The 12,465-nt window shown below is 70.6% G+C and carries 13 protein-coding genes; 8 read left to right on the top strand and 5 right to left on the bottom strand.

All coding sequences use genetic code 11. The annotated features are described in order from the left end of the window. The first annotated feature begins 311 nt into the window (after positions 1-311). Positions 312-839, top strand: a complete 528-nt coding sequence (locus AB0M56_RS22865; protein WP_220247485.1) for a regulatory protein RecX — start codon at positions 312-314, stop codon at positions 837-839. A gap of 77 nt (positions 840-916) precedes the next feature. On the opposite strand, the gene eda is transcribed toward AB0M56_RS22865, so the two are convergent. The 3 genes from eda to AB0M56_RS22850 all read right to left on the bottom strand — a co-directional run bounded on the left by eda (position 917) and on the right by AB0M56_RS22850 (position 4,868). After that, complete coding sequence (gene eda / locus AB0M56_RS22860; protein WP_364179340.1) at positions 917-1,543, bottom strand: bifunctional 4-hydroxy-2-oxoglutarate aldolase/2-dehydro-3-deoxy-phosphogluconate aldolase; 627 nt, start codon at positions 1,541-1,543, stop codon at positions 917-919. Next, the gene (gene edd / locus AB0M56_RS22855) at positions 1,540-3,465 is read right to left on the bottom strand and encodes a phosphogluconate dehydratase (protein ID WP_364179338.1); all 1,926 of its coding nucleotides are present in this window, start codon (positions 3,463-3,465) and stop codon (positions 1,540-1,542) included. The genes eda and edd overlap by 4 nt, the downstream gene beginning before the upstream one ends. Positions 3,466-3,641: 176 nt before the next feature. Then, on the bottom strand, positions 3,642-4,868 hold the full coding sequence (locus AB0M56_RS22850; RefSeq protein ID WP_364179336.1) for a cytochrome P450: 1,227 nt from the start codon (positions 4,866-4,868) through the stop codon (positions 3,642-3,644). Positions 4,869-5,201: 333 nt separating this feature from the next. Between AB0M56_RS22850 and AB0M56_RS22845 the strand changes: the two genes are divergently transcribed. The 7 genes from AB0M56_RS22845 to AB0M56_RS22815 all read left to right on the top strand — a co-directional run bounded on the left by AB0M56_RS22845 (position 5,202) and on the right by AB0M56_RS22815 (position 11,857). Then, positions 5,202-5,489, top strand: coding sequence for a hypothetical protein (locus AB0M56_RS22845; RefSeq protein ID WP_364179334.1), 288 nt, complete (start codon positions 5,202-5,204; stop codon positions 5,487-5,489). Further along, positions 5,486-6,316, top strand: coding sequence for a hypothetical protein (locus AB0M56_RS22840; RefSeq protein ID WP_364179332.1), 831 nt, complete (start codon positions 5,486-5,488; stop codon positions 6,314-6,316). Before AB0M56_RS22845 ends, AB0M56_RS22840 begins: the two co-directional genes overlap by 4 nt. A 67-nt stretch (positions 6,317-6,383) precedes the next feature. Further along, positions 6,384-8,303 carry a fumarate reductase/succinate dehydrogenase flavoprotein subunit gene (locus AB0M56_RS22835; RefSeq protein ID WP_364179330.1) on the top strand — a complete coding sequence of 640 codons (1,920 nt, stop codon included), beginning with the start codon at positions 6,384-6,386 and terminating at the stop codon, positions 8,301-8,303. Continuing rightward, positions 8,300-9,046: a succinate dehydrogenase/fumarate reductase iron-sulfur subunit gene (locus tag AB0M56_RS22830; RefSeq protein WP_364179328.1), complete on the top strand. Its 747-nt coding sequence runs from the start codon at positions 8,300-8,302 to the stop codon at positions 9,044-9,046. Before AB0M56_RS22835 ends, AB0M56_RS22830 begins: the two co-directional genes overlap by 4 nt. Further along, entirely contained in the window at positions 9,043-9,666 is a 624-nt protein-coding gene (locus AB0M56_RS22825; protein ID WP_364179326.1) for a hypothetical protein, read from the top strand. The genes AB0M56_RS22830 and AB0M56_RS22825 overlap by 4 nt, the downstream gene beginning before the upstream one ends. Further along, positions 9,659-10,786: an amidohydrolase family protein gene (locus tag AB0M56_RS22820; protein WP_364179324.1), complete on the top strand. Its 1,128-nt coding sequence runs from the start codon at positions 9,659-9,661 to the stop codon at positions 10,784-10,786. The genes AB0M56_RS22825 and AB0M56_RS22820 overlap by 8 nt, the downstream gene beginning before the upstream one ends. Positions 10,787-10,828: 42 nt before the next feature. After that, positions 10,829-11,857 (top strand): DUF4037 domain-containing protein, encoded by a 1,029-nt coding sequence (locus AB0M56_RS22815; RefSeq protein WP_364179322.1) that lies wholly within the window; start codon positions 10,829-10,831, stop codon positions 11,855-11,857. Here the strand turns inward: AB0M56_RS22815 and AB0M56_RS22810 are convergent. Both AB0M56_RS22810 and AB0M56_RS22805 read right to left on the bottom strand, forming a co-directional pair. Then, the gene (locus tag AB0M56_RS22810) at positions 11,854-12,120 is read right to left on the bottom strand and encodes a hypothetical protein (RefSeq protein WP_364179320.1); all 267 of its coding nucleotides are present in this window, start codon (positions 12,118-12,120) and stop codon (positions 11,854-11,856) included. The genes AB0M56_RS22815 and AB0M56_RS22810 overlap by 4 nt on opposite strands. Before the next feature lie 3 nt (positions 12,121-12,123). Next, positions 12,124-12,264, bottom strand: coding sequence for a class I SAM-dependent methyltransferase (locus tag AB0M56_RS22805; protein WP_364179318.1), 141 nt, complete (start codon positions 12,262-12,264; stop codon positions 12,124-12,126). Positions 12,265-12,465: the final 201 nt, after the last annotated feature.

The following is a 12,465-nucleotide window of genomic DNA, read 5'->3' as shown; positions in this document are numbered from 1 at the left end:
GGTCGAACCCCCACACCCCCGCCAGGGGGCAAGCCCCCTGGACCCCCGGCGGGGTTGCGTTCGTGAGGTGACCGGCTGATCCGGGTCGGGTGTGCTCGCGGAGGGCGCTCGCCGGGATCATCCGCTGTGTCTTGTGGGGGTGGAACCCCCACACCCCCGCCAGGGGGCAAGCCCCCTGGACCCCCGGCGGGTTGCGCTGGTGAGGTGACCTCACCGGGATGAGGTGACCGGGTTGGGTTGGCGGTCTGGGTGGCTCGGCGGGGTGCGGGTGTGAATGAGGGAGGAAGGGCGTAGTGGCGAGGGCGCCGAAGGTGGAGCCGGCGGAGCTGCCGCCGGAGGAGCGGGCCAAGAAAGCCAAGGAGATCTGCTTCGATCTCCTGGCGGCACGCCCGCGAACTGTCGACGAACTGCGGCAGACGTTGCGGCGCAAGGGTTTCGATGACGACACCATCGAAACCCTGCTCGGCAAACTCGACCGCGCCGGCCTCGTCAACGACGCCGAGTTCGCCGAGATGTGGGTCAAGGCCCGCCACGCCGGCCAGGGCCTCTCCCGCACGGCGCTCGTCGCCGAGTTGCGCCGCAAGGGCGTCGACGACGAGATCGCCACGCAGGCCGCCGGCGAGGTCGACCGCGAGGCGGAGGAACAGCGGGCCCGCGAGCTCGTCCGCAAACGCCTGGGCTCCCTCGGCAACGTCGACGAGCAGACGGCCATCCGCCGTCTCCTCGGCTTCCTCGGCCGCAAGGGCTACCCGCAGGGTCTCGCCTACACCGTCATCCGCGACGAGCTCCGCGAGTTCGGCGCCGAATCCAGCCTGCTGGACGACGCCACCATCGACTGATCCGTCCCGAAGCTCCCTGTTCCGAAGCGCGCGGCCCTGCCGTTCCCCGCCCCGCGCAGGGAACGGCAGAGCGAACCTCAGCCGCGCAGCGCTGCGGCCTCCGCGGCCAGCTTCTCGACCGTCTCGAAGTCCTTGGCGGCCAACAGCTTCGCTGGTGTCAGCCACGAACCGCCGAGGCAGCCGACGTTCGGCAGCGCCAGGTACGAGGGCGCCGAGTCCACGGTGATCCCGCCGGTCGGGCAGAAGCGCAAGTCCGGCAACGGACCCGTCAGCGACTTCAGGTAAGCCACTCCGCCGCTGGCCTCCGCCGGGAAGAACTTCAACGCCGTCAAGCCACGCTCGGCCAGGCGCATCGCCTCGGACACCGTCGCGGCGCCCGGCAGGAACGGCAGGCCCGTGGCGAAGCAGGCGTCGAGGACCGCGTCGGTGCAGCCCGGCGTCACCAGGAACTTCGCGCCGGCGTCGGCCGCCTGCGCGGCCTGCGCCGGCGACGTCACGGTGCCCGCGCCCACGAAGATGTCCGGCACCTCCGCGGCCACGCGCTCGATCGCGGCGAGCGCGACCGGCGTGCGCAGGGTCAGCTCGATCACCCCGATCCCGCCGGCGAGCAACGCGCGCGCGGTGGGCACGGCGTCGTCGACGTCGTCGATCACGACCACGGGCATCACGGGCGAAAGGGCGAGCAGGTCCGAACCGGTGGTCACTGACCGACCTCCTGGGTTTCCAAGGTGTGCAATGGCAGTCCGAGTGTGCCCCGCCCGGCGGGGGCGTCGCGGAGCAGGTCCAGCTCCGCCGTCAGCGGGCCGAACACGCTCGCGCCCTGGTCGGCGGGGCCCACCGCGCGGCGCAGCGCGCCGAACAGTTCCCGCCCGGTGCCTTCCACGAAAGCCGGCGGTGCGTCCAGAAGATCACGTCGCGCGAACTCAGCGGCGTCGACCAGCACGTCAAGCGTGCCGGAGCTCGCGTCGAAGCGGACGACGTCACCGTCGGTGATCCGGGCGATCGGCCCGCCCACCGCGGCCTCCGGCGTGACCTGGATGGCCGCCGGGATCTTGCCCGACGCGCCCGACATGCGCCCGTCGGTGAGCAGCGCGACCTGGAAACCACGGTCCATCAGCACACCCAGCGCCGGCGTGAGGCCGTGCAGCTCCGGCATGCCGTTGGCCTGCGGCCCCTGCTGCCGCAGCACCACCACGACGTCGCGATCCAGCTCGCCGGCCTCGAAGGCCACCGTGAACGCCTCCTGTGACGTGAACACCCGCGCCGGCGCCTGCACCACGCGGTGCTCCGGCGCCACCGCCGACACCTTCGTCACGGCCCGGCCCAGGTTGCCGGCGACCATGCGCAGCCCGCCGTCCGGCGCGAACGGCCGCCACACCGGGCGCAGCACGTCCTCGTCGAGGCTTCGGGTGGGCACGTCGCGCCACACCAGCTCGCCGTCGGACAGGATCGGCTCCTGCGTGTAGCGGTGCAGCCCGAACCCGGCGACGGTGTGCACGTCCTCGTGCAGGAACCCGGCGTCGAGCAGCGTGCCGACTAGGAACTGGATGCCGCCGGCGGCGTGGAAGTGGTTGATATCCGCGCTGCCGTTCGGGTACACGCGCGCCAGCAGCGGCACGACGGCCGAGAGGTCCGAGAAGTCGTCCCACGTCAGCTGGATGCCCGCCGCCGCGGCGATCGCGACGAGGTGCATCGTGTGGTTGGTCGAACCACCCGTGGCGAGCAGCGCCACGATGCCGTTGACAAACGCTTTTTCGCCCAGCACCAGGGAAACCGGCGTGTACGACTCGCCGCGCGACAGCTCGACCGCGCGCCGGCCGGCCTCTTCGGTGAGGGCTTGGCGCAGCGGCGTGTTGGGCGGCACGAAGCTCGCACCCGGCAGGTGCAGGCCCATCACCTCGACGACCATCTGGTTCGAGTTGGCCGTGCCGTAGAAGGTGCACGTGCCGGCCGAGTGGTACGACGCCGCCTCCGCGTCGAGCAGGTCCTCACGCGTCGCGAGACCTTCGGCGTACAGCTGGCGCACGCGGGCTTTTTCCTTGTTGGGCAAGCCGGAGTTCATCGGCCCGGCCGGCACGAGGATCGCCGGCAGGTGCCCGAACGACAACGCGCCGATCAGCAGCCCGGGCACGATCTTGTCGCACACGCCCAGCAGCAGCGAAGCGTCGAACAGGTCGTGGGACAGCGCGATCGCCGTCGCCATCGCGATCACCTCGCGGCTGAACAGCGACAGCTCCATGCCCGGCCGCCCTTGCGTGACCCCGTCGCACATCGCGGGCACGCCGCCCGCGAACTGCGCGACGCCGCCCGCCGCGCGCACCGACTTCTTCAGCCACGCGGGGTACTCCTGCATCGGCTGGTGCGCCGACAGCAGATCGTTGTAGGACGACACGATCGCGACGCCCGGTGCGCGCAGCTCGCGCAGCGCCGCCTTGTCCACGCCGTCCATCGCGGCGAACCCGTGCGCGAGGTTGCTGCACGCGAGACCGCGGCGCACCGGGCCTTCTTCGTGGGCGCCGGCGCTGCGCGCGAGGTGGGCGGCGCGCGTTTCCGCGCTGCGTTCGACGATGCGGGCGGTGACCTCGGCGACGACGGGATGCACCGTCGTGTCGGGTGTGCTGCTCATGTCCGGCTCCCGGCTCACTGGGTGGTGGGGTCCGCGGGACGGCAGCACTGGCGTCTGAGGAACGTGACGGCCACCACGGTAGCCGGTGTGGGCCGGGTTATCAAAATCGATTCAGTAAACCACTGGGAAACAGCGAGCCGCACCCGCGTGTCGGGTGCGGCTCGCTTGTTTCCGGTTCAGGGTGCCGTGGTCGTCCAGGTGACAGGCAGCTCGTGGACGCCGTAGATGTTCATGTCCGTCCGGAGTTTCACCTGGTCAGCGGGGATGGCGAGCTGCAGTGTCGGGAAGCGCCGCAGCAACGCCGCGAACCCGGCGCGCATCTCGATGCGGGCCAGCTGCTGGCCGAGGCACTGGTGCACGCCGTGGCCGAAGGTCAGCTGGCCGCGCGAGTTGCGGCGGATGTCCAGCGTGTCGGGGTTCTCGAAGCGCCGCGGGTCGTGGTTGGCGGCCAGCGTGGAGACGACGACGGTCGAGCCGGCCGGGATCGTCTCGCCGCCGAGTTCGAGGTCTTCGGTGGCGTAGCGGAAGTTGATGTCGACCACCGACAGGTACCGCATGAGCTCCTCGACGGCCCCGGGCAGCAGCTCCGGGTCGGCGCGCAGCTCGGCCAGCTGCTCGGGATGCTCCAGCAGCGCGAACGTGCCGAGCGCCAGCATGTTCGCGGTCGTCTCGTGGCCGGCGAGCAGCAGCAGGAACGCGATGCCGGTCAGCTCCTCGATGCTGAGGTCGTCCTGCCGGGCCAGATCCGAAAGGATGTCCTCACCGGGCTCCGCGCGTTTACCCGCCACCAGATTGCCGAGGTAGGTGGTCAGCGCACCGTACGCCGCCACCTTTTCCTCCAGCTCCTGCTCCTTGACCAGGAACTTCGCCGAGTTGGCCTGGAAATCGGCCCGGTCCTCGTACGGCACGCCCAGCAGCTCGCAGATCACCAGCGACGGCACCGGCAACGCGAACTCCTTGACGAGGTCCACCGTCGGCGTCAGCTGCGCCATCGCGTCCAGCTGCCGCTCCACGACCTCGGCGATGTGGTCCTCCAGCTGCTTCATCCGCTTGACCGTGAACGCGCCCGTCAGCTTGCGCCGCAGCCGCGTGTGATCCGGCGGATCCATGGCGATGAACAACCCGGGCACCTGCGGCGACGGCTCCGTGGCGGCCGGCATCCCGGGCGTCTCGTAGGGCACGTGCATGACCCCCAGGTCCTGCCGCGAGCTGAACCGCGTGTCGGCCAGCAGCTGCCGCACCTCGTCGTACCCGGTGACCAGCCAGCCCTCGTGCCCGTCCGGAAAGAGCATCGGACTGACCGGCCGCGCCTCCCGCAACCGCGTGATCTTCCGCGGCGGATCGAACGGCCCCGCGTCGCGCTCCATCGGCAACCCCTGCGGGACGGACACCGTCTGGCTCATGGGACTTCCTCTCGTGGTGGTCGTGGTCACCACTCTGGCCGCCCCACCTGACACCGCCCTGATACGGACTGACACCGCCGTCGGAACCGTGCTCGCCGACGTGTCCGGACTGCAACTCGCCTCGCCGTCCACCGCCGCTGACCAGCGCTCCCACGGCCCACCGACGGCCCACACTCCAAGACACGCCCCGAGAGGGGTCGACTCCCAAGGTCAAAAGGCAATACGCTAAGGAATGTGCTACTTGTCACATAGCACAACGCGAGGCAGAGTCGTACGTGGCGAAAGTGATCGTCACCCGGTTCCTGTCAGCCCCACCGAACAGGGAGGCTCCCGATGTCCACCACAGAGCTCGCCGAACTGCGGCGCACCATCGGCCAGTTGCGGCAGTGCGTGGGCGCCCTGCGCTCTCGGTACGGCGACGCGTCGGCGGTGCGCCGGCTGGCCAACGATGTCGAGCGCCTCGACATCGACACCGCGGAGCTGGACGGCCACCCGCACGCCGTGCCGGCGCAGGCCAAACCCATGGACCGCGTGCCCGTCCCGGACACTCCTTACGATCCGGCGTTGTGGCAAGGCGCCGATGACGAAGGCGTTGGCGGCTACAAGCGCGACCAGCGGTGAGCGCCCCCGCTGACAACGACGTCAGCCGGGCCGGCGCCGGCGTCCGCTCTCCGGGGCGGGCGCTTCTGGCCGACCGGACGTTGCGCACCGACCGGTGGTGGCTGCAACCCCTGCTCACCGTGCTGGGGCTGGCGACCTTCATCATCTACGCGACCGTTCGCGCCTTCGTGCGCACCGCGTACTGGGTGCCCGACTACCACTACCTGACGCCGTTCTACTCGCCGTGCGTGTCCACGTCCTGCGTCGAGGGCTCGAGCCACTTCGGGCACTGGTTCGGCGACTTCCCGAGCTGGATCCCGCTCGGGGCGCTGGTCCTGCCGTTCCTGCTCGGCTTCCGCCTCACCTGCTACTACTACCGCAAGGCGTACTACCGCTCGGTCTGGTTCTCGCCGCCGGCGTGCGCGGTGGCCGAGCCGCACGGGAAGTACACCGGCGAGACGAAGCTGCCGCTGATCATCCAGAACGTGCACCGCTACTTCTTCTACGTCGCGGTGATCGTGTCGCTGGTCAACACCTACGACGCCGTGGTCGCGTTCCAGAGCCCCAGCGGGTTCGGCTTCGGGCTGGGCAACATCATCATCGTCGCCAACGTGGTGCTGCTCTGGGCGTACACGATCTCCTGCCACTCGTGCCGGCACGTCACCGGCGGCAGGCTGAAGCACTTCTCGAAACACCCCGTCCGGTACTGGGTCTGGACGCAGGTCTCGAAGCTCAACACCCGGCACATGACCCTCGCGTGGACCACGCTCGGCACGCTGGTGCTGACCGACCTCTACGTGATGCTCGTGTCGAGCGGAGCCATCGCGGATCTGCGCTTCGTCGGCTAGCGTCGGCACCCTCATCTCCGGCAGTACTTCAAGACAACGGCGTCCCAGCTCCGAGGTGGCTCTATTCATGACCGAGGTCGAACGGCACAGCTACGACGTGGTGGTGATCGGTGCCGGCGGCGCCGGTCTGCGCGCGGTGATCGAGGCGCGCGAACGCGGTTTCAGCGTCGCTGTGGTGTGCAAGTCCCTGTTCGGCAAGGCCCACACCGTGATGGCCGAAGGCGGCTGCGCGGCGTCGATGGGCAACGCGAACCCGAACGACAACTGGCAGGTGCACTTCCGCGACACCATGCGCGGCGGCAAGTTCCTCAACAACTGGCGCATGGCCGAGCTGCACGCCAAGGAGGCCCCGGACCGCGTCTGGGAGCTGGAGACCTACGGCGCGCTGTTCGACCGCACGGCCGACGGGCGCATCAGCCAGCGCAACTTCGGCGGCCACACCTACCCGCGCCTCGCGCACGTCGGCGACCGCACGGGGCTCGAGCTGATCCGCACGATGCAGCAGAAGATCGTTTCGCTGCAGCAAGAGGATTTCGCGAAGTACGGTGACTACGAGGCGCGGATCAAGGTCTTCGCCGAGTGCACCGTCACGGAGCTGCTCCTGACCGACGGCAAGATCGCCGGCGCGTTCGGCTACTGGCGCGAGAGCGGGCGGTTCATCCTGTTCGACGCACCCGCCGTGGTGCTCGCGACGGGGGGCATCGGCAAGTCGTTCAAGGTCACGTCGAACTCGTGGGAGTACACCGGCGACGGCCACGCGCTGGCCCTGCGCGCGGGCGCGAAGCTGATCAACATGGAGTTCGTGCAGTTCCACCCCACGGGGATGGTCTGGCCGCCGAGCGTGAAGGGCATCCTCGTCACCGAAGGTGTGCGCGGTGACGGCGGCGTGCTCAAGAACTCCGAGGACAAGCGGTTCATGTTCGAGTACGTGCCCGACGTGTTCAAGGGCCAGTACGCGGACAGCGAGGACGAGGCCGACCGTTGGTACGCCGATGCCGACAACAACCGCCGCACGCCCGATCTGCTGCCGCGCGACGAGGTGGCGCGCGCGATCAACTCCGAGGTCAAGGAGGGCCGCGGCTCCCCGCACGGCGGCGTCTACCTCGACATCGCGAGCCGCCTGCCCGCCGAGGAGATCCGGCGCCGGCTGCCGTCGATGTACCACCAGTTCAAGGAGCTGGCCGACGTCGACATCACCAAGGAGGCCATGGAGGTCGGGCCCACCTGCCACTACGTGATGGGCGGCATCGAGGTCGACCCGGACACGGGCGCGGCGAGCGTGCCCGGCCTGTTCGCGGCGGGGGAGTGCTCCGGCGGGATGCACGGCTCCAACCGCCTCGGCGGCAACTCGCTGTCGGACCTGCTGGTGTTCGGCCGCCGCGCGGGCCTCGGCGCCGCGTCTTATGTGGACGGTCTCGGCGACGGGCGGCCTCAGGTTGCCGAGTCCGATGTGGACGCCGCCGCGAAGATGGCGCTGGAGCCGTTCGACCCGCCGGCCCAGGGCGTGGCCGAGAACCCGTACACGCTGCACACGGAGCTTCAGCAGTCGATGAACGACCTGGTCGGCATCATCCGCAAGGCCGACGAGATCCGCCAGGCGCTGGAGAAGCTCGGCGAGATCCGGCAGCGCATGGCGCAGGTGACCGTGGAGGGCCACCGGCAGTTCAACCCCGGCTGGCACCTCGCCGTGGACCTGCGCAACATGCTGCTGGTGAGCGAGTGTGTCGCCCGCGCGGCGCTGCTGCGTACCGAAAGCCGTGGCGGCCACACGCGCGACGACTACCCCAGCATGGACGCAGACTGGCGGCACAAGCTGCTGGTGTGCGCGGCGCGGGCGGGGGACAATCCCGTGGTACCGGATGTCGACGTGGTGGAGAAGGAGCAGATCCCCCTCCGGGAGGACCTGCTCGAGCTGTTCGAGCTCGACGAGCTCGGCAAGTACTTCACCGACGCCGAGCTGGAGAACCACTCCGGGAGGAACGCGTGAGCTACAAGGCCAGTTTCCGGGTCTGGCGCGGCGACGAGACCGGCGGCGAGCTGCAGGACTTCAAGGTGGAGGTGAACGAGGGCGAGGTCGTCCTCGACATCATCCACCGCTTGCAGGCCACGCAGGCTTCGGACCTCGCCGTGCGCTGGAACTGCAAGGCGGGCAAGTGCGGCTCCTGCTCGGCCGAGGTGAACGGCAAACCGCGCCTGATGTGCATGACGCGCATGTCGACGTTCACCGAGGAGGAGGTCATCACGGTCACGCCGATGCGCGCGTTCCCCGTGATCCGCGACCTCGTGACGGACGTTTCCTTCAACTACACCAAGGCGCGCGAGATCCCCTCGTTCACGCCGCCCCCGGACCTGAAGCCGGGGGAGTACCGGATGCAGCAGGTGGACGTCGAGCGCTCGCAGGAGTTCCGCAAGTGCATCGAGTGCTTCCTGTGCCAGAACACCTGCCACGTGGTGCGCGACCACGAGGAGAACAAGGAGTCGTTCGCGGGGCCGCGGTACCTGATGCGCATCGCCGAGCTGGAAATGCACCCGCTCGACGTTGCGGACCGTCGTGACGCCGCGCAGGACGAGCACGGTCTCGGGTACTGCAACATCACGAAGTGCTGCAGCGAGGTCTGCCCGGAAGGCATCCACATCACGGACAACGCGCTGATCCCGATGAAGGAGCGGGTCGCCGACCGGAAGTACGACCCGATCGTGTGGCTGGGCAACAAGCTCTTCCGCAGGTGACGCGGGCGCAGCTGGCCGGCGCCGTCGTCACCGCGCTGGCCGTTGCGTGCCCGGGCTCGCGGACCCGGTTGCGGGGCTCTTTCGCGACCGGCACCGCCGACGCGTTCAGCGACATCGACGTGGAGTGGGTCGTCCCCGACGGGCGCGTGCCGGCTTGCGCTGCCGACGTCCGGGCGGTTCTGGAACGCGTGCGCCTGGTCGCCGCCGTGCGCACTTCGCCGGACTTCTTCCACTCGCCGCAACGGCGGCTGCTGTTCGTGCGGTTCGCGGGGGTTTCGCTGTTCTGGCGCCTCGACCTGGCGCTGCGGGAAGCGTCGGCGGTCGCCGACCCGGGCCCCGGCGACCCTGCCGTGCACGCCCGCGACGGCGAGTGGTCCCGCCCGGCGAGCGCTCTGGCCAATGCCCTCGGCGCGATCAAAGCCGTCGCCCGCGGCCGATCGGCCGACGCGGCCGGCCTGCTGGAGAGGGGTTTCGCGCGGATCGGCGAACCGGACACGGCCACGGGAGGGTGGGTCGACGACGTCACGCGGCTCTCCCGCGCGACCGCCGCCCGCGAACCGGACCTCGCGCCGTTGGCCGAGGAGACGATCGCGTTGGCAGCGGCGGAACTCGGTGCCTGAGGTCGGTGGCGTGCTCATCAAGAACGTCCGGGTGTTCGACCCCGACTCGGGCACCACCGAAGCCGCGAACGTGCTCACAGACGAGCGAATCACCGCGGTAGGGTCCGATGTGGACGGGCAGAATCCCTACGACGGCGACGGCGGGCTCCTCATCCCCGGCCTGATCGACTGCCACGGCCACGTCGCCTTCCCCGGCAACGCAGGACTTCCCCGCAGCACGCGGATCCTCGAAGCGGTCGCCACACTGCGCCGCCTGCGGACGAGAGGCATCACGACCGTCCGCGACGCTTGGGGTGCCGACGCCGGTTTCAAGCACGCGTTGGAAGAAGGCTGGATCGAAGGCCCCGACCTGCTCGTCAGCCTCCGCCAGCTGTCGCCGACGGGTGGGCTCGGGGACTGGTGGGACGCGGACACCGGCCGCCTCGATCGCATCGACGATCCCGCCCTGCCCGACGCGGTGTTCGACGGCCCGGACCAGGCGCGCGCGGCTGTGCGGCGGATGGTGCGCGCGGGCGCCGACTGGGTGAAGCTCGGCGCCGGCGGTTCCATGGCCGCGCTCGCCGAAGGGCGCGACGTTCGCCCCACCGACGAGGAGCTCCACGCCGTCACCGACGAAGCCCGCCGCGCCGGTCGCGACGTGATGGCCCATGCGCACACGGCCGCCGCAGCGACAGCCGCCGCCCGTGCCGGCGTGCGCAGCATCGAACACGGGGTGTTCCTCGACGAAAAAGCCGTCGCCGCGATGCGTGAACACGGCTGCTGGTACGTGCCCACCCTCGCTCCGATCCCGGCCGAACACGGCGAAACCCACCGCCGTTCCCTCGGTCTGGCCGTCGAAGCGGGCCTCCCGATCGCCGCCGGCTCGGACCTCGCGCCGCGTCCTCATGTCGACTTGCTGACCGAGCTGCGCCTCCTCGCCGCCTCCGGCCTCGGCGCCGCGGGCGCCCTGCGCGCCGCCACGAGCGACGCCGCCCGCCTCCTGCGCCTCGACGACCGCGGCCGCGTCGCCCTGGGCCTGCGCGCCGACCTCGTGCTGCTCGACGGCTCCGCCGTGGACGTCACCGACCTCGCCGGTCGCATCCGTGCGGTCTGGCAAGCGGGGCACCGAGTGCGCGGCTAAACCGTTCGCGAACCGGCAGCTGGGCGCGGCACACTCGCCGGCGTGGACTTCCTGCCCGGTCTCGAGCTCGCCCGCCGCTTCCACGCCGACGCCGTGCGCCCGATCCTCGAACGGCGCGGCGTCACCTACTCCGCGGCCCTCTTCGGCCGCGGCTCCGACGTCCTCGGCTTCGACACCGCGCGCTCCACCGACCACGACTGGGGCCCGCGCCTGCAGGTGTTCGTCGACGAACCGGTCGGGCTCACCGAACTGCTTGCCCACGAGCTGCCGCGGGAGTTCCTGGGCTACTCCACGCACTTCGTCGACAACGAGGGCGACCCGACGACCCGAATGGCCCCCGCCGACGGTCCGATCCGCCACGCCGTGGAGATCGCCGACGTCGACACGTGGTTCAGCGCCTTCCTCGGCTTCGTCCCCGCGAAAACCTTGTCCCGCCGCGAGTGGCTCACCACTCCCACCCAGACCCTCGCCGAACTCACCGGCGGCACGGTCTTCCACGACGGCCTCGACCGCCTCGACGCGCTCAGGGCGGTCCTGGCCTGGTACCCCGACGACGTGTGGCGCGAGGTCCTCGCCGGGCAGTGGCGCCGCATCGCCCAGGAAGAGCCCTTCGTCGGCCGCTGCGGCGAGGTCGGCGACGAGCTCGGGTCCGCCGTCGTCGCCGCGCGGCTGGTGCGGGGCCTCATGCGCCTGTGCCTGCTGATGGCGCGCCGGTACCCGCCGTACTCGAAATGGCTCGGCAGCGCGTTCGCGCGGCTGCCCCTCGCGCCGGACCTGACCCCGCACCTCACGGGCGCGATTGCCGCCCTCGAATGGCGCCAGCGCGAGACGCACCTGGTCGCGGCGTATGAAACCGTTGCCGCGTACCACAATCAGCTGGGCCTCACCGAACCCCTCGACCCTCACGTCCGCGGCTTCCACAAGCGCCCCTATCGCGTCCTGGCCGCCGCCCGCTTCGCCGACGCCCTCCACCCGGGCGCCATCGGGGCGATCGACCAGTGGGCGGACAGCACGGACGTCCTCGGCCGTCCTGAGTGGACCCGGGACCTCGGCCCCTTCGACAACGGCTAGGGACGCCGCGCGGTCAGCACCACGAACGGCCGATCGCCGGGAACCGGCGCCACGACGGGCTGCTGCCCGACCGAGCGCAACCCCGCGTCGGCGAAGGCCTCCACCGCCGGATCGACCGCACCGGAGTACGACAGGACGAGCAATCCGCCACTCCGCAGGTTCGCGGCCAGACGCGCGAGCAACGCGTCGAGCGGACCAGTGACACCGAAGGCGACCACCACGTCGAAGTCGCCGATCACCGGCAGCTTCAGCGGCTCGTGCACCTCTTAGGAGATCCCCAGCGGGTCGCGTTCCTCCTGCCGCTGGGCCTGCGCGATCAGCGAGCGGTCCGCGTCGACCCCGACCACGCGGGAAGCGCCGGCCGAGCGGAACAGCCGGGCGTGAACACCGGTGCCGCTGCCTACCACCAGAACCCAGCGGCCGGGGGACCGGCGGCCGTCAGCACGGCGTTGGTCTCGGCGCGGTCGGCGGGGGTCCAGTGGGCCGGTTCGGGAGATTCGGGCACGGTCGAACTCCTGCCGGGCGGCGGCTGCTCTTCGACGCTAACCGGCGATCCCGTCGTCCGACAGGTGCATCCGGAGCAGCGCGCGAAAAAGCCCCCGCGGGTG

It is taken from the genome of Amycolatopsis sp. NPDC051372 (assembly GCF_040682095.1).
Lineage (GTDB): Bacteria > Actinomycetota > Actinomycetes > Mycobacteriales > Pseudonocardiaceae > Amycolatopsis.
Note: the sequence above shows the minus strand (reverse complement) of the source record. Positions and strands in the feature narration are given on the sequence as shown.